This is a genomic window from Alteromonas sp. M12, assembly GCF_037478005.1.
GTDB classification, from domain to species: Bacteria; Pseudomonadota; Gammaproteobacteria; order Enterobacterales; family Alteromonadaceae; genus Aliiglaciecola; species Aliiglaciecola lipolytica_A.
The window spans coordinates 2,551,926-2,568,229 of record NZ_CP144164.1 but is presented as its reverse complement, the minus strand read 5'-3'; the positions used below and the strand labels follow the sequence as shown (position 1 = coordinate 2,568,229).

16 protein-coding genes are annotated in these 16,304 nt (G+C 41.3%); 7 read left to right on the top strand and 9 right to left on the bottom strand.

The genetic code is table 11. From position 1 onward, the window contains the following. Positions 1 to 96 precede the first annotated feature (96 nt). Both hutI and hutG read left to right on the top strand, forming a co-directional pair. The gene (gene hutI / locus VUI23_RS10965; RefSeq protein ID WP_342804397.1) at positions 97 to 1,308 is read left to right on the top strand and encodes an imidazolonepropionase; all 1,212 of its coding nucleotides are present in this window, start codon (positions 97 to 99) and stop codon (positions 1,306 to 1,308) included. Then, complete coding sequence (hutG, locus tag VUI23_RS10960; protein WP_342804396.1) at positions 1,301 to 2,266, top strand: formimidoylglutamase; 966 nt, start codon at positions 1,301 to 1,303, stop codon at positions 2,264 to 2,266. Before hutI ends, hutG begins: the two co-directional genes overlap by 8 nt. On the opposite strand, the gene VUI23_RS10955 is transcribed toward hutG, so the two are convergent. From VUI23_RS10955 to xdhA, 7 genes are read right to left on the bottom strand one after another with little or no spacing between them, the layout of a single operon-like run. After that, positions 2,263 to 3,462 carry a urate hydroxylase PuuD gene (locus tag VUI23_RS10955; protein ID WP_342804395.1) on the bottom strand — a complete coding sequence of 400 codons (1,200 nt, stop codon included), beginning with the start codon at positions 3,460 to 3,462 and terminating at the stop codon, positions 2,263 to 2,265. The two genes, hutG and VUI23_RS10955, sit on opposite strands and share 4 nt — an antisense overlap. Continuing rightward, positions 3,463 to 4,791, bottom strand: a complete 1,329-nt coding sequence (gene guaD / locus VUI23_RS10950; protein ID WP_216046664.1) for a guanine deaminase — start codon at positions 4,789 to 4,791, stop codon at positions 3,463 to 3,465. Positions 4,792 to 4,797: 6 nt separating this feature from the next. Next, positions 4,798 to 5,121 (bottom strand): hydroxyisourate hydrolase, encoded by a 324-nt coding sequence (gene uraH, locus VUI23_RS10945; protein WP_216046663.1) that lies wholly within the window; start codon positions 5,119 to 5,121, stop codon positions 4,798 to 4,800. A 15-nt stretch (positions 5,122 to 5,136) separates the two neighbouring features. Continuing rightward, on the bottom strand, positions 5,137 to 5,643 hold the full coding sequence (gene uraD, locus VUI23_RS10940; protein ID WP_342804394.1) for a 2-oxo-4-hydroxy-4-carboxy-5-ureidoimidazoline decarboxylase: 507 nt from the start codon (positions 5,641 to 5,643) through the stop codon (positions 5,137 to 5,139). Then, entirely contained in the window at positions 5,640 to 6,494 is an 855-nt protein-coding gene (gene xdhC / locus VUI23_RS10935; RefSeq protein ID WP_216046661.1) for a xanthine dehydrogenase accessory protein XdhC, read from the bottom strand. Before xdhC ends, uraD begins: the two co-directional genes overlap by 4 nt. After that, complete coding sequence (gene xdhB / locus VUI23_RS10930) at positions 6,491 to 8,869, bottom strand: xanthine dehydrogenase molybdopterin binding subunit (RefSeq protein WP_342804393.1); 2,379 nt, start codon at positions 8,867 to 8,869, stop codon at positions 6,491 to 6,493. Before xdhB ends, xdhC begins: the two co-directional genes overlap by 4 nt. Beyond that, the gene (gene xdhA / locus VUI23_RS10925) at positions 8,862 to 10,301 is read right to left on the bottom strand and encodes a xanthine dehydrogenase small subunit (protein WP_342804392.1); all 1,440 of its coding nucleotides are present in this window, start codon (positions 10,299 to 10,301) and stop codon (positions 8,862 to 8,864) included. Before xdhA ends, xdhB begins: the two co-directional genes overlap by 8 nt. Before the next feature lie 283 nt (positions 10,302 to 10,584). Between xdhA and VUI23_RS10920 the strand changes: the two genes are divergently transcribed. Genes VUI23_RS10920 through VUI23_RS10910 form a run of 3 tightly spaced genes read left to right on the top strand, consistent with a single transcriptional unit; the run spans position 10,585 to position 13,178 of the window. Continuing rightward, positions 10,585 to 11,229, top strand: coding sequence for a TetR family transcriptional regulator C-terminal domain-containing protein (locus VUI23_RS10920; RefSeq protein ID WP_342804391.1), 645 nt, complete (start codon positions 10,585 to 10,587; stop codon positions 11,227 to 11,229). Positions 11,230 to 11,243: 14 nt separating this feature from the next. After that, positions 11,244 to 12,158 (top strand): allantoinase PuuE, encoded by a 915-nt coding sequence (gene puuE, locus VUI23_RS10915; RefSeq protein ID WP_216046657.1) that lies wholly within the window; start codon positions 11,244 to 11,246, stop codon positions 12,156 to 12,158. Between the two features lie 12 nt (positions 12,159 to 12,170). Continuing rightward, entirely contained in the window at positions 12,171 to 13,178 is a 1,008-nt protein-coding gene (locus tag VUI23_RS10910) for an adenosine deaminase (protein WP_216046656.1), read from the top strand. 16 nt (positions 13,179 to 13,194) lie between these two features. Here the strand turns inward: VUI23_RS10910 and VUI23_RS10905 are convergent, their stop codons facing one another. After that, positions 13,195 to 13,803 (bottom strand): cupin domain-containing protein, encoded by a 609-nt coding sequence (locus VUI23_RS10905; protein WP_342804390.1) that lies wholly within the window; start codon positions 13,801 to 13,803, stop codon positions 13,195 to 13,197. A 55-nt stretch (positions 13,804 to 13,858) separates the two neighbouring features. On the opposite strand from VUI23_RS10905, the gene VUI23_RS10900 reads away from it, so the two are divergent. Further along, positions 13,859 to 14,176: an antibiotic biosynthesis monooxygenase gene (locus tag VUI23_RS10900; protein ID WP_216046654.1), complete on the top strand. Its 318-nt coding sequence runs from the start codon at positions 13,859 to 13,861 to the stop codon at positions 14,174 to 14,176. After that, a complete protein-coding gene (locus VUI23_RS10895) occupies positions 14,166 to 15,017 on the top strand; it encodes a sulfurtransferase (protein WP_342804389.1) in 852 nt (283 codons plus the stop codon). The genes VUI23_RS10900 and VUI23_RS10895 overlap by 11 nt, the downstream gene beginning before the upstream one ends. A gap of 31 nt (positions 15,018 to 15,048) precedes the next feature. Here the strand turns inward: VUI23_RS10895 and VUI23_RS10890 are convergent, their stop codons facing one another. Continuing rightward, positions 15,049 to 16,302 (bottom strand): allantoate amidohydrolase, encoded by a 1,254-nt coding sequence (locus VUI23_RS10890; RefSeq protein ID WP_216046652.1) that lies wholly within the window; start codon positions 16,300 to 16,302, stop codon positions 15,049 to 15,051. Positions 16,303 to 16,304 lie beyond the last annotated feature (2 nt).

Below are 16,304 nucleotides of genomic sequence, written 5' to 3'. Positions count from 1 at the left end.
ACTTGTTATTTAATTGTAAATAAAATGCATCTTACTTGTATATACAAGTTACCGCAAGTACACTGATTACTCGTGCAACGGTACTATAGAGATCTTATGTCGAATCCCTGCGATTACCTTATTTACAACGTTCAAATAGCTACTATGTTGACTGGCTCTGCCCCCTATGGCGAAATAAAAAATGGCTGCATCGCAATAGACGGCGAGCGCATCGTTTATGTTGGTGAATTGTCTAATTTTTCTGGAAATGCGAAAAGCAAATTTGATGGCGGTGGAAAGTGGATATTACCCGGCTTTATCGATTGTCATACTCATCTAGTGTATGGCGGTGACCGTGCCAATGAATTTGAAAGGCGACTCAACGGTGAAAGTTATCAAAGTATTGCTGCTAAAGGTGGTGGCATAAAAAGTACCGTAAGCGCTACCCGTAAAGCGACAGCAGATGAGTTATTAGCGTCTGCAATATTAAGGGCTACTGCGTTAGTCAATGAAGGTGTCACAACGTTGGAAGTAAAGTCAGGTTACGGTTTGGACTTAGACACTGAAATAAAAATGCTACAAGTTGCGAAAAAATTAAGTGACGAATTACCCGTTAAGATTCTTGCAACTTACTTGGGTGCCCATGCGTTGCCAGCCGAATTCGCTCAGGACGCGGATGCTTATATTGATTTCGTTTGTGAGGAGGTCATGCCTAAAATAAGCGAATTAAAGTTAGCTGACAGTGTGGATGTGTTTTGTGAAAGTATCGGTTTTAGTCCAGCTCAATGTGAGCGAGTATTTAAAGCTGCTCAACAGTTTGGGCTAACGATTAAAGCTCATGTAGAACAACTTAGTGATTTAAAAGGTGCGAAGTTAGCATGTGATTATCATGCTTTATCCGTTGATCACATTGAATATCTGCCTGCATCTGATGTATTTAATTTAAAGCTATCCGATACTGTTGCAGTTTTGCTTCCTGGCGCGTTTTACTTTCTAAATGAAACACAGAAGCCGCCCATTGAAGCATTACGAAAGCAACAAGTACCAATGGCTATAGCCACCGATTTAAACCCCGGAAGTTCTCCTATCGCATCAATTCTCACCTGTGCCAACATGGCTTGTGTGTTATTCGCACTAACCCCTGAAGAAGCATTGCGAGGCATTACCGTAAACGCTGCCAAAGCGTTAGGCTTAAAAGACCGAGGAGAAATAAAAGCTGGGTGCCGAGCCGATTTGTGTTTATGGGATATTTCCCATCCAGCGCAACTCGTTTATACAGTAAATCAATACAAACCCGTTAGTAAATGGTTTGGAGGCAAGCTTGTTTAGTCAAAATTCTCATTTTCATTGGACTGGACGAGTCGACAATGAAGGCGGAATTAACAGCCGTCGCTGGCATCAAGTCATGGAACAAACCACGTCGCAAACGGATATCGCTTTATTGGGATTTAGTTGTGATCTTGGTGTGGCAGTCAATAAAGGCCGAGTAGGGGCGAAAGCCGGTCCTAACGCGATTCGCGCTAGTCTGTGTAGTTTGGCTTGGCATTTAGACAAATCAATTAAAGATCTGGGAAACGTGGACTCCCAGCATAACCTGGAAGAAGCGCAACACAATTATTCTCAACAAATTAATGCTGCGTTAAATTCATCAGCGTTTGTAATTGGTTTGGGCGGCGGACACGAAATTGCCTTGGCCAGTTACTCTGGCTTACGCAAAAATGTGCAGGCTAAAACAAAACCTAAAATAGGCATTATCAATTTCGACGCGCATTTTGACTTGCGCATACCGTCGCCTAATGCAAGTTCTGGTACCGCTTTTTACCAAATAGCGCAAGCTTGTAAACAATACACTGACGCATTTCATTATACCTGTTTGGGCGTTGCTAAACCGGCTAATACGCAAGCATTGTTTCAATGCGCGCAAACACTAAAGGTAGGCTATTTATTAGATGAAGATTGTCAGTTAGATGCGGCGAAATCGTTGCTTACACCTATGCTGCAAGAGGTTGACGAACTTTATGTTACTGTTTGTTTAGACGCTTTTTCTGCGTCCCTTGCTCCTGGTGTTAGCGCGCCAAGCTCTTTCGGTATTTCGCTGCCTTTTGTTATATCCATCATTCGATGGTTGAGCACCCAGCAAGTACAAATGAATTTTAAATGGAGGTTAATGGATATTGCAGAACTGAATCCAGTATTCGATATTGATTCTCGAACCGCTAAGTTAGCGGCTCGTATTTTGTTTGAATCAGTTCATGCAAAAGCAGAGAGTATCGACAATAGCGTTTAATTTAAATTTTGCAGGTACCAATCTGCTACTAGTTTTCGCTCTTCATTTGTCATTTGAGTTTTATTTAAAAAGGGCATATCACGAGTCACGAATACCCGTTGATAAATGACGCTTAATTTGTTTTCCACATCTTTCCAATCATCCATAACTAAGCCCAGTGGAGGCGACGGAAACATGGGGTCTGTTGGTGTTTTTGAATGACAAGAAACGCAGTGGCTATCTAACACTTGTTTCACTTGGCTTTGAGAGACTAATTCCGTGCCTTGCTTAGTTTGTGGCTCTGATGTGGTTAATATATTCGGAGCAGAAACCCAAATTGCAATTGCCAGCATAGCCACAGCACCACTAATTAAGATTGAAGGTTTAAATACACCGAGATGTTTTAAATTGAAAAAGTGTCTTATCCATGCCGAAACCACACATAGTGCTATCAACACTAGCCAGTTCTGCTCGTGTAAATAAGTCATGGGATAATGATTGCTAATCATGATGAACAAGATAGGTAGGGTGAGGTAGTTGTTGTGTACTGAGCGTAACTTAGCTTTCTCTCCCCAGCTTGGGTCGACCTCTTGTTTGTTCTTTACGGCATCAACCATGGCTCTTTGTGACGGCATGATTTGCAAGAAGACGTTTGCCACCATGATAGTTCCAATCAGCGCTCCAATATGTATGTAAGCGCCACGCCCGCTAAACCATTGGGTTGCCAACCAAGCCGCAACCGTTAACAGTATTAATAGAAAGATCGCGAATAACAATGGGCTTTTTGCTAACGGACTGCGGCAAGCTACTTCATATATCAACATGCCGCCAAATATTAACCCTAAACCCATTAATACAGCTTGGCTTTGGGTTAACTCCATAACATTAGGATCGATTAAAAAAGCAGACGCCCCAAAGTAATAAACTAAAATAAGTAAACTAAATCCACTTATCCAAGTGGTATAGGCTTCCCATTTAAACCAATGTAAGGTTTCTGGGATTTTTTCAGGGCCGTATTGATATTTAGCGACTTCGTAAAAGCCACCTCCATGAACCGCCCACAAATCGCCTTTAATGCCTTTGTTCTTTTTCCATTCCGGTGGTTGCTGTAAGTTGTTATCTAACCAAATAAAGTAAAATGATGCGCCAATCCAAGCCACACCCGCGATAACGTGAAACCAACGAATAAACAACGATACCCAGTCCATCCAAACCATTTAATTGCTCCTCGTGGGTTGTTTAAACACCGCTTTTCCGGCGATGTAAGTGGCTTCAGTGGTTCTTTCATCTGCCAACATGCTCAATGCAAATAACACATCAGAGGGTAAGTTGACAGTCCCTTCTGTTATTAAAGAATCTGTTCTTATTTCACTAAGCTGACTAAATTTAGGATCCAGTACGACAAAATCTGCATGACTACCTGGATTTAAATTACCAATACTATGTTCCAGATCTAATGACGCTGCGGTACCTTGGGTCATCATATAAAGGCCACTTAATGCAGACAGCTTACAATGATTAAGTTGGCAAACTTTATAAGCATCCCCCATGGTCCTTAGCATATTAAACGAAGTGCCGGCACCAACATCGGTCGCCAACGCGACATTTACAGATGATTGCCTTGCTTTGTCTAGGTTAAATAAGCCGCTGCCTAAGAACAAATTAGAAGAGGGGCAAAAGGCAATAGTTGCTTGTGTTTGCGCCAATAAATCCCATTCAGCTTGCTGTAAATGAATACAATGACCAAACACACTGCCTTTTCTGACTAGGTGATGATGATCATATACATCTAAATAGTGTTGATGTTGTGGATAAAGTTCTTTTACCCACGCAATTTCATGCATATTCTCAGATAGGTGAGTTTGAATATATACATCTTGGTATTGTTGCGCTAATTCGCCTAAAGACGCTAACTGCGCTTCAGTGCTTGTTGGTGCGAATCTTGGTGTTAACGCGTATTTAGTGCGATTTTTGTTATGCCATTTTTCAATCAGTTCAGCGCTGTCTTTTTGCGCTGACGTTGGACAGTCTTGTAAATCTTCAGGACAGTTTCGGTCCATGCAGACTTTACCAGCAATCAGCGCCATTTGATGTGCAGTCGCGGCGCTAAAAAGTGCATCCGTAGCTTGCTTATGCACGCTGGAATACACCATTGCAGTAGTGGTTCCGTTACAAAATAACTGGCTTAAAAATAACTCAGCCATGGCATGGGCATAGTCATGGTTCTGAAACTTAGTTTCTGTTGGGAAAGTAAAGTTCTGTAACCATTGCAGTAACTGTTCACCATAGCTAGCTATCATCTCGGTCTGTGGGAAATGTAAATGGCTATCAATGAAGCCTGGAACTAACAACTTACCTCGGTAGTCTTCAACCGCTAAAGACACATACTCGTCGGGCAACGCTGAATAGTGGCCAATTGCTTCGATTTTACCGTTACGCGTAACCAAATAACCGTCCTTATAGAACGCGTAACCCTCATCTGGAGAGCTTGTTGTCAAAGGGAAGTGCAAAATACTACTGCGAAATATTTGTAAATCTGATTTCATATAGTATTAGCTGCCTCGGTAACTACTGAAACCGTACGGCGATATCAATAAAGGGACATGATAATGGCCGCCGTCTTCAGGTAAATTAAAGCTGACATCAACGAATGGGTAGAAACTCTCACCGTGCTTTTCGATTAAATAGGTTTCTACATAAAAGCGCAATTGATATTGACCAGCAATAAAATTAACGTCGCTCCATTGATTACAACGTCCATCATTATCCGTTTGAGCGTCAATAATTTTGCCATCAGGAGTCGTGAGTTGTAGGGCTAAATCTGGCACAGGTTTTCCCGCTGCCGTATCAAGTACGTGACTAGATAAGCTATTCATAGATTTCTTCTCTGTTTAGGCGGTTAAGCCTTTTTTGATTCTTAATAGTGCAATTTTTAGCTGTTGCTCTGCTGCTAACCCAATTTCAGTTTTACGATCGTTATGAATGCGCTTCTGAATCGCAGCTAACATGTTCTCAGCGCTTTGTCCGGTGGCACAAATAATGAAAATAAACTGATTTTTTTCAAGGTACTGCTGATTTAAGCGGTGAAGTTCCTGTAACACTTTTGGATCTGCGCCTATGGTACTGGCTTGTTCTTGTTCCGCTAAAGCGGAAGTATTAGCAAACTTAGCTTCTAAGGTTGCAATATCTCCGATCATTGGATGGGCTTTAAAGGCTTCTAAATAGTCTTCCTCAGTGAGTGAAGGCCATTTATGACTAGCGACCTCGTTAATTTGTTCAATTGATGTGAAAGGTCGAGACTGCACCATGAATGTAGACCAAACAGAGGATTCACAGCAACTTTTAAACCATGTGTAAGCTTCGTGGTCTGGTAATTTATTGAGTTCATCTAAGGTCATAATAATTTCGCTATTTCTTTGGTTTGTAACCAAGCAGCTTGGCTATTTTGCGATTCATTTGATTCATGTTTATTGAGTAAGCCAATGAGTTGACCGGCAATAGAGACGGCAACTTCAATAGGGCGTTTACCTGGAATATCAGTAATACCAACAGGACAGACTAATTTTTCTAGCATTGGGGCGCTAATCCCATGATTAGCTAAGCGTGTTCGAAAACGTTTGGCTTTTGTTGCAGAACCAATCAAACCTAAATATTCGACACTATCGATATTTAACGCTTTGTGGACCAGTTCAAAATCCAATTGGTGATCATGGGTCATAACCAATACGTAATTGACTGGGTATTCATCCAAAGCGTCGGTGCAATCTTCTGCAATTAAGGCGCTTACATTGGTGGGTAACTGAAGTTCTGATTTATCTACTTCATCAAACATCTCTTGGCGTGAATCAACCCAGACAATATTCAAAGGAAGTTGCGATATTATCGGCACTAGCGCCTGAGCGACGTGACCTGCGCCGAAAAGCATTAACTGATTAACGTGCTGGCAGAATACTTCAAATAATACATGAGTCGCACCGCCACAGCATTGGGCTAATTTAGCACCTAAAGGAAAATACTCTACATGTTGACTTTGGCTTTTTAGGGTGAGTAATTCGCGAGCTTTTTTAATCGATAAATGTTCAAGTTGACCACCGCCAATGGTGTCAAAAATCCGATCTTCGGTTACCACCATTTTGGTACCTTGCGCTCGAGGCGTTGATCCTACAGACCCCATTACGGTCAACACAACATAAGCTTTTGCGTTATTTTGGCAGTGCATTACACCATCAAACCACTGGTTCTTCATCATGCTGGAGTGTCCATCGAAGTACGGATGTTTTGACAAGCTTTTAGAATTTTCTCAGGGGTGGCCGGGGTATTTAATTGTGGATCTAATGCATAGTTAGAAACACTGGAAATTGCATCCTTAATTGCACACCAAACGGATATCGCCAACATCAAAGGTGGTTCGCCCACCGCTTTAGAGTTGTATATGGTATTTTCAGTGTTGGCGTGGGGATAAAGTTCGACATTAAATTCCCTAGGGGTATCACCAATTGCTGGAATCTTATAAGTTGCGGGATTATTACTAATTAGTTTACCGGTTTTATCCCACAATAATTCTTCGCTGGTCAACCAACCCATGCCTTGTATAAATCCTCCTTCAATTTGGCCAATGTCGATGGCTGGATTGAGGCTGTTACCGACATCATGGAGAATATCCACACGTTCTACTCGCATTTCACCGGTTAGGGTATCAATTAGCACTTCGCTACACGAGGCGCCGTAAGCAAAATAGAAAAAAGGACGCCCTTTGCCTGTTTCCCGATCGTAATGAATTTTTGGGGTTTGGTAGAAGCCGGTAGTTGAAAGCGATATGCGCTCAAAATAGGCTGCTTGGATCAATTCGGCAAAAGGGATTTTAAAATCCTGAATACAAACATGCTGATCGACAAACTCTACATCATTGACGCTTACAGATTGTTGGTTTGTATTTTGTTGTTGCGCCGATTGTCTTGCGAATAGCGCGAGCATTAATGGCGCTAAACGTTGTTTAATTTCAATACACGCATTTTGCGCGGCTTTACCATTCATATCTGTACCACTAGATGCAGCGGTGGGAGAGGTATTGGGCACTTTATCGGTGCGTGTTGCTGTTACCTCTATTTTATCAATTGGCAAGCCAAACTCGTTCGCTACCACTTGCGCCACTTTAGTATGTAACCCTTGACCCATTTCGGTGCCGCCATGGTTTACTTGAATACTACCGTCAGTGTAAACATGCAGCAGCGCACCCGCTTGATTAAGGTGTTTAGCGGTAAATGAAATACCAAATTTTACCGGAGTTAATGCCAAACCTTTTTTAATAATAGGGCTGGATTGATTGAATTCTTGGATTTGTTTTCTGCGATTCCAATAATCACTGCTGTGTTCCAATTTTTCGAGCAAATCAGGCAGAACATTTTGCCCGATTGGCATTCCATAATGGGTTTCATTTACCCCAACGTTTTGGTACAAGTTGCGTTTTCTAGCAGTGAGCGGGTCTATTTTTCTATGCCGAGCAATCTTATCTAGCATGTCTTCAGCAACTATCATTCCTTGGGGGCCACCAAATCCTCTGAAAGCGGTATGAGATACTTTATTGGTTCTGCATCTATGTCCAACCACTTCGGTTTGACCGAGGTAGTAGCCGTTGTCAACGTGAAACATTGCACGGTCAACTATTGCATCAGATAAATCAGGGGAGTGTCCGCAATCACCATTAATTTCAAATTCACTGGATTGAATGAGTCCGTTTTGATCAATGTTCACTTTATATTTGTTAGTAAATGGGTGACGTTTCCCTGTCACCTGCATATCCTGCATTCTCGGTAGGCGTATTTTTACTGGCACTGATTGACGATGGGCCAAAATCGCGGCTATGCATGCCCATTGTGCTGCTTGTGTCTCTTTACCACCAAATCCGCCACCCATGCGACGCATATCAACGGTGACTTTGTTGATTGATACATCTAGCACTTCAGCAACCAATTTTTGCACTTCGCTTGGATGTTGACTAGATGTATAGATCATCATTCGATCTTCTTCTTGGGGAATAGCAACTGAAACTTGACCTTCGAGGTATAAATGTTCTTGGCCACCTACCTCTAAACAGGATTCAATTTGCTCAATATTGTTGTTCTTAATTTGAGATGGGAGGGTCTGTTGCATTTTGTGCGCAGGACGCACAAATTCCTGTTTTTGATGAGCTTCTTCAGTGCTCAAGGTTGCCGATGATGGGCTATATTCAATCTCGGCGTTTAGAACAGCTTGTCTAGCTAATCGAGTAGATGTGGCTAAAACTGCGAAAATAGCCTGACCATTAAACGAAATTTGATCGCTGGTGAGTATGGGATCGCCTTTAAATACAGGCCCAATGTCTGTGTGCCCTGGAACATCCTCAACTGTAATTACATCGACTACGCCAGGGCTAGCCCAGACTTTTGATAAGTCCAGTTTTTGAATCTGCCCACAAGCGATCTTGCTGGTTCCGATAGCAGCGAATAAGGTATTGGCTGGTAAATTTTTATCATCAACATAAATGGCTTTACCTGTAACGTGACGATTAGCACTATCATGTTTACTGGATGTTCCAATCTTGCCACTAGGTGTTTTGTCGATTGCCAGATCAATTAATTTACGCATGATTTACCACCCGTGTTTCAATTATATTATTTTGTTGGGTGTTCTCTAACCAGAATCGATGCCATAAATTCACCACTAAATCAGAACGATATTGGGCCGAAGCGCGCACATCGTCCATTGGTTTAAATGCATTTTGCAAAAGCTGCTTACCCAATTCTAGGGTTTCAGAGGCGTTCCATGTTGCGCCTTGCATTGCTTGTTCAAATTCGTTCGCAGTCACCGGACTCGCAGCAACACCTCCAAATCCGGTACTTATATTTTCAATTTTATTGTCTTTTATAACAACATGAAAAACGGCGCAAACAGCGGAAATGTCATCCTCCATGCGTTTTGAAACCTTGTAGGCTTTTAAAACTGCGTTTGTTTGCAACAGGGGAAGGTGAACAGAATCAATCCATTCCCCGTTTTGCATCGCTGTTTTACGATAATCTAGAAAAAACGATCTGGCGGGCACTTGTCTGGTGGCATTGCCATTGTCTAACAATATTTGCGCATTTAATGCCAACAGAACCGGCGGCATATCACCAATGGGAGAGGCGTTAGCTACATTTCCACCAAGGGTTGCTTGATTCCGAATAGGCACAGAAGCAAATCGCCACAATAATTCATCTAAGCTTGGGAAGTGACTCAGTAGTGTGGGTTCGATTTGGTTAAATGGTAGTGCTGCCCCAATCTGTAAATGGGTATCTGTGACTGTTAATTTGTTTAGTTCTGGAACAGATTTAAGGTCAATCAAACAGTCCAAATTGTTTAATTGTTGGGTCACCTCTAATGCCAGATCAGTGCTGCCTGCAACATAACGAGCTTCAGGGTAGGTTTTGACCAGGTCCGCTAATGCTTGTCGTGTAGTCGGTACATATAGCCCATCTAATCCCGCATTCTGATTTTTGATGGCCTTTAAACTTTCTATTGTTTGCTGTTCAACCTGATCAAATTTGTCGGAGGTTTTAGATTGGCAACTATTTAGCGCTGCATCGATAATAGGGCGGTATCCTGTGCAACGGCATAGGTTGCCCGATAATGCCAACTCCACATTGTGTCGGCTGTTTGGCTTGTCTTGATGATATAAAGCAAAAAGCGACATCACAAAACCAGGTGTGCAAAAACCACATTGAGAGCCATGCTGTTCTACCATTGCCGATTGCACCGGGTGCAATTGCTTGCCATCAGACAAATGTTCTACAGTGATAAGTTGTTTACCCTGCAAAGCACTGGTAAAAGTAACGCAGCTATTGATTGACTTGTATTCAATACCATCTTGTTGCTCATTCAATTGCGCTAATACTACAGTACAAGCACCGCAATCACCTGAAGCACATCCTTCTTTAGTACCACACAACCCTTGATGTTCACGAAGGTAGTCTAAAACCGTTAAATCTGTTTCCACTGAGTCAATATCAGTCTTCACATTGTTAAGTAAAAATTGAACCATAGTTTTTCCCGACTACCGATTGGTTATCCATTATCTTATATATCAATGTTCTAGATTATTTGAACAAACTAATATTGCGAATTTTTGTTTTGCTTGATTACCTTTATACATATAATATAAAACCTGACCAGCTGGTCAACTTATATTGAATGTAATTGATGATTTTATTTAAAATAGTTTGCATGGCGACTTAGAAATGCCAAGAACTAATGATACATTGTCAAAAGGAAGATAGATGCATGCCTTAAAAGGCTTCAACCTTCAATAACAGAAATAATGGACCATGACTGATAATAAAATCAATAAAGAAGGCCGAATAGGCGCAGCAAACAAACAATTAATATTAAATGCAGCAGAACATGAGTTCGCAAAACATGGATTTAAAGGCACTCGCATTCAGCAAGTTGCTGATAGAGCGCAATTACCTAAAACCAATGTTCTTTATTATTTTAAGAGTAAAGAAAACCTATATCTTGCAGTTTTACAGCAAATCTTAGAATTATGGAACTCGGTTTTTGATGAAGCTACTAAAGATGATGATCCAGCGGAAGTGTTAGCCAGATACATAAAAGATAAAATGGAATTTTCATTAGTTAGACCAGAAGCTTCTCGGATATTCGCATTAGAGATCATCAACGGTGCTCCAAATCTTTACGGTTTTTACAAAGACCAACATGCAGCTTGGATGAAGGGGAGAGTTGAAGTTATTAAGCATTGGATGGATGAAGGTAAAATTCAAGTTTCCAATGCCCATTATTTGCTTTACCACATCTGGGCGTGTTGTCAGCACTATGCAGATTTTGCAGCACAAATTACTCACCTTGAGGGTAAAGAAATGGATAGAGCGGAATTTGAAAATGCGACTAAGTCGATTATAAGTTTAATTTTGAAGGGTTGTAGTTTAGACATACCTGAGCAATATCGATAAGAAGGAATAGAAATATGCAATCCTATCCTCGTGATCTCAAAGGGTACGGGCAATTCCCACCAAAGCCTAAATGGCCTAATAAAGCTAAAATTGCCATTCAGTTTGTGTTGAATTACGAAGAAGGTGGTGAAAACTGCGTATTACATGGAGATGAATTCTCAGAAATATTCCTGTCTGAAATCATAGGTGCCAAAGCCTATGCAGATAGACACCAAAGCATGGAAACCTTATATGAATATGGTAGTCGAGCCGGTTTTTGGCGGATTTATCGTTTACTCAACGAGTTGAATGTCCCGGTAACCGTTTTTGGTGTCACCATGGCGTTGCAGCGAAATCCAGAAGCTGTAGAGGCGATGTTAGCGTCGAATTGGGAAATTGCTAGTCATGCCATGCGTTGGATTGACTATCAAAATATGCCAATTGAAAAGGAGCGTAAGTTGATTGATGCGTCAATCCATTTACACGAGAAAATAACCGGCACTAACCCTAGCGGCTGGTATACCGGCAGAACCAGTCCGAACACCCTTAAGTTAATCGCAGAACGAGATGATATTGTTTACTGTGCAGACAGCTACGCCGATGATTTGCCTTATTACGACCATCACTATAGTAAACCGCTTTTGATTGTTCCTTATACCCTTGATACCAATGACATGCGTTTTGCTACACCCCAAGGGTTTAATAATGGCGAGATGTTCTATCAATATTTAAAAGACGCATTTGATACTTTATATTTGGAAGGGGAACATAGCCCTAAAATGTTGTCGATTGGTTTGCATTGTCGAATTATAGGTCGTCCTGCAAGAATAGCAGCGCTGCGTCGTTTTATTGAATATGTGCAGAGCTTTGAAGATGTGTGGATGTGTACCAGAGAGCAAATAGCCCAGCATTGGCTAACTCACTTTCCCGTGGAACAATCAAAGCGATAATAAAGAGCAGATATGAACAACTTAATTCAACTATTACCAAAAACGGAATTGCATCTTCATATCGAAGGTACTTTAGAGCCTGATTTATTACTTGAGCTGAGTAAAAAACACAAGCTTAAATTACCTTATCAAAGCATCGACGAAATTCATAAGGCGTACAATTTTGAAGATCTACAAAGCTTTTTAGATCTGTATTATTTAGGCGCATCTGTGTTGGTTGACGAAGATGATTTTTATCAGTTGATGTGGCGTTATTTGCTGAAGTGCAAAGAACAAAATATTGTTCACACTGAAATGATGTTCGATCCTCAAACCCATACGCAAAGAGGGATTGCTTTCGAAACGTTTATGTCTGGGTTTATTCGCGCCATTGAGGATGCGAAGCAACAATGGGGTCAATCTAGTTTGTTGATAATGTCATTTTTACGGCATTTAAGTGAGCAAGAAGCCATCGATACTTTACAATCCGCTATTCCTTATTTTGAGCATATCGATGCAGTAGGATTGGATAGTTCAGAATTAGGTAATCCACCTGAAAAATTTGCGCAGGTATTCGAACAAGCCAGAACCCTTGGTTTGCCGTGTGTCGCCCATGCCGGAGAAGAAGGACCGGCGGATTATATTTGGCAAGCCCTCAATTTACTGAAAGTAGATAGAATCGATCACGGCGTTAGAAGCAGTGATGATCCTAAATTGATACAAACACTGGCAGAGTTGCAAATGCCGTTAACTGTGTGTCCTTTATCAAACACTAAACTTTGCGTGTTCGATGATATGTCAGAGCACAATATTCTCGAGCTATTAGAAAAAGATATTCTAGTCACTGTGAATTCAGATGATCCTAGTTATTTTGGTGGCTACTTAAATGAGAACTACCTAGCGTTACACCAGGCGCTCAATTTAAACCAAGAACAACTTATAACCTTAGTTAAAAACGGCTTCACAGGAAGTTTCCTTTCAGCGCAAGAAAAACAGCAATGGGTGCAGGAAATAGACAAACTAATCCAAACCCGAATTTAACATCACTACCGCTAAACTAGTGTTGGCGAGTTAAGCGTTTAATCAGTGTTTTATGCTGTGGAAAATCTTTTATCAATGTTTGTCTTTCAGCTAATTGCATATCTTCATACTCAAATCCAGGAGCTACGGCCTCACCAATCAATCCATATCCGTTTTCACCTGTTACCGAAATGGTTGAGGCTTTCCACACACCGCCTTTTACAACAAACTGGTACTCATGTCCGGCAAGTACGTCAGGACCCAACACTTTCGTTTCTAAACTCCCATCAGGGTGTATAAGATAATAAGTGATTGGATCACCGGCATGAAAATAATGCATGATGTCTGACGTATTGCGATGAAAGTGCCCTATGGGACTATCCGCAGTGAGTAGGTAATATATTGACGTCATCGTCACCCTAGAACCCTTTGGTGTGTTGACTAGAGGTTGACTGTCTGCTTTAAATGTTTGTTTGAAGTATCCACCTTCGACATGTGGTTCCAGAGCTAATTTTTCGACTAATTGTTTAATTGTTGGATTTTGCTTATGTTCTGCCATATTGACTTGCTGAATACTTTGTTGTGCACAAGCACCTAAGGATAACGCTAAAAAACTTGCAGTGAGATAATATATGGGTAACTTCATTAATATGCTTTGAGTCGGTTTAATTAGGTTACTTACTATATCAAGGAGTTTAAGAATGACGCAATTGGCTAAAACACCTTCACCGCCATATTATGCGGTTATTTTTACGTCGTTGCGCACTGAGGTTGACGAGGATTATGCTGCCACGTCAATCAAAATGCTTGGGTTAGCGCAGCAAATTGATGGTTATTTAGGGGTGGAATCAGCGAGGGAAGAATTAGGCATTACGGTATCCTATTGGCGTGATCTAAAATCTATTCAAAATTGGAAGAAACAACAAGACCATCTGGCTGCCCAGGCATTGGGAAAACAAAAATGGTACAGATCGTATTCAGTAAGAATAGCTAAAGTAGAGAGAGATTATGAATTCTGAGCAGAGTCAAACAAATAGGGCGCTTATTAACCCAGAACAATTGCAGTTGTTATTAAACACTGAATCGGTACAAATGCTGTTTACTGATGTTGCCTTTCCGGTGAATTACGTTAGTAAACAAAGTGAAAAGTGTTATATACCTGACTCCAAACTATTCGATTTTGATTCCGTTTTTGTAGATAAAGACAGTGGTTTACCTCATTCACTACCCCCGCCGACATACTTTGCACAGCAGATGTCTAAACTTGGTATTAGTAATAATGCTACTTTGGTTATTTATGATGACCAAGGCAGTTTTAGTGCACCAAGGGCATGGTGGATGTTAAAAATTATGGGGCATAAACGAGTATTTGTTTTGGATGGAGGACTTCAAGCTTGGATTGATGCCGGTTTCAAAGTGCAACCAACACTCCTTCAAAATCCGCAAAAAACCAATTACCAAGTAAAATTCAACTCTGATTTGTTGGTGAATAAACAACACATTATGGACAACTTAAATAACCCTGATTTCACGGTTGTTGATGCTCGAAGTCCTGCTAGATTCAATGGTACAGAGGCTGAACCTAGGAAAGGAGTAAGAAGTGGGCATATACCACATTCACATAATTTGCATTATGCCCAACTACTTAATGACGGTAAGTTCATTGACACAGCGAGTATTAGGCGACTTTTTAAACCTTTTACTAATGCTGCAAATGTCCAGCTTCACTTTTCCTGTGGTTCAGGTGTCACCGCTTGTATACTCGCCCTAGCGGCTTACCAAATAGGCATAGAAAACTGGAGTGTCTATGATGGGTCTTGGAGCGAGTGGGGGGCTGATCCACTTTGTCCCATCGAATAAATATCGAAATTAATGGTGAAATTAGTTTGCTCTAGGCTACAAGCTCGCTACTTTCACCATATTGCTTTGCTAATTGGTCAACATATGACTTTAGCACTAATAAAGTATCATTAACGTCTTCGAAGTTAACTGATTCTGCAGGGTTATGGCTAATCCCTTTCGCGCATCTCACAAATAACATACCAGTAGGACACAGTTCGGCCATTGCCATCGCATCGTGACCAGCTCCCGAACTCAACACAAAGGGTTTTATTCTGTTCATTGCGCAGGCTGATTCAAGCTGCGACATGATGTCTGGGTGGCAGAGTGTCGCATCGGCTTCATGGGTCAGATGTTCGGTTACAGTAAGGCCCCTTATTTGCGCTATATACTCAACTTTTTGTTTGATCTGTTCGATGCATAGGTCACGTTTGCTATTATCTAAACTTCGTACATCTAAGCTAATATCCACTTTACCACTAATTACGTTAACGGCATTTGTTAGCGATTGAATCTGTCCTACAGTGGCAACAACTTCATGCTCAATTGCGGCTTGTTCTATTGCCAAAATCATTTCAGCAGCACCTGCAATCGCGTCTTGACGTAAGGCCATAGGCACGGTTCCCGCATGACCTGCGTGACCCTCTATCTCTATTTTGTAACGTTTTGCGCCAGCAATTCCGCTGACAATTCCCACCGGTAGATTTTGACTTTCAAGTACAGGGCCTTGCTCAATATGCACTTCAACAAAACCCAACAAATTACTTTGCGCTCTGCTCGCATTGTGAATATTGTTAATATTCAGCCCAAAATCTCTCAGTGCGGTAGCTACGGTTAATCCGTCTTTGTCCAGTAAACTGGCCCATCTATCTTGCCAAGTACCAGCCACAGCTCTGCTGCCTAATAAAGTCGTACCGAAACGGGTGCCTTCTTCATCAGCAAAGCCAACAATTTCTAAGTTAAAGGGTAACGTAATGGAATTATCAGCAAACCATTGCACCAATCCTAATGGTAAAAGTACACCAAGGATGCCATCGTATTTACCACTGTTAGGAACAGTGTCTAAATGACTACCTATTATTAACGTTTCGGCATCAGGGTAAGGGCTTTTATAGCATCCCCATTGATTGCCGGCCTCATCTTGCCATGTTTGCATGTTGGCTTGTTCCATCCAACTTGCTACTAATTGATTTGCGAGTTTATGTTCATTCGTCAAATAGCGACGATCTATGTATTCAGGACTTTGACTAATCAAAGCCAATTCGTCACATCGTTTGAGGACAGTTTGAACATAGGAAGTAAACATCT

What these genes read in the sequence shown, in the direction of transcription:
- hutI (WP_342804397.1), top strand. Translation starts at nt 97, where the DNA reads ATGTCGAATCCCTGCGATTACCTTATTTACAACGTTCAAATAGCTACT.
- VUI23_RS10955 (WP_342804395.1), bottom strand. Translation starts at nt 3,462, where the DNA reads ATGGTTTGGATGGACTGGGTATCGTTGTTTATTCGTTGGTTTCACGTT.
- guaD (WP_216046664.1), bottom strand. Translation starts at nt 4,791, where the DNA reads ATGAAATCAGATTTACAAATATTTCGCAGTAGTATTTTGCACTTCCCT.
- uraH (WP_216046663.1), bottom strand. Translation starts at nt 5,121, where the DNA reads ATGAATAGCTTATCTAGTCACGTACTTGATACGGCAGCGGGAAAACCT.
- uraD (WP_342804394.1), bottom strand. Translation starts at nt 5,643, where the DNA reads ATGACCTTAGATGAACTCAATAAATTACCAGACCACGAAGCTTACACA.
- xdhC (WP_216046661.1), bottom strand. Translation starts at nt 6,494, where the DNA reads ATGATGAAGAACCAGTGGTTTGATGGTGTAATGCACTGCCAAAATAAC.
- xdhB (WP_342804393.1), bottom strand. Translation starts at nt 8,869, where the DNA reads ATGCGTAAATTAATTGATCTGGCAATCGACAAAACACCTAGTGGCAAG.
- xdhA (WP_342804392.1), bottom strand. Translation starts at nt 10,301, where the DNA reads ATGGTTCAATTTTTACTTAACAATGTGAAGACTGATATTGACTCAGTG.
- VUI23_RS10920 (WP_342804391.1), top strand. Translation starts at nt 10,585, where the DNA reads ATGACTGATAATAAAATCAATAAAGAAGGCCGAATAGGCGCAGCAAAC.
- puuE (WP_216046657.1), top strand. Translation starts at nt 11,244, where the DNA reads ATGCAATCCTATCCTCGTGATCTCAAAGGGTACGGGCAATTCCCACCA.
- VUI23_RS10910 (WP_216046656.1), top strand. Translation starts at nt 12,171, where the DNA reads ATGAACAACTTAATTCAACTATTACCAAAAACGGAATTGCATCTTCAT.
- VUI23_RS10905 (WP_342804390.1), bottom strand. Translation starts at nt 13,803, where the DNA reads ATGAAGTTACCCATATATTATCTCACTGCAAGTTTTTTAGCGTTATCC.
- VUI23_RS10900 (WP_216046654.1), top strand. Translation starts at nt 13,859, where the DNA reads ATGACGCAATTGGCTAAAACACCTTCACCGCCATATTATGCGGTTATT.
- VUI23_RS10895 (WP_342804389.1), top strand. Translation starts at nt 14,166, where the DNA reads ATGAATTCTGAGCAGAGTCAAACAAATAGGGCGCTTATTAACCCAGAA.
- VUI23_RS10890 (WP_216046652.1), bottom strand. Translation starts at nt 16,302, where the DNA reads ATGTTTACTTCCTATGTTCAAACTGTCCTCAAACGATGTGACGAATTG.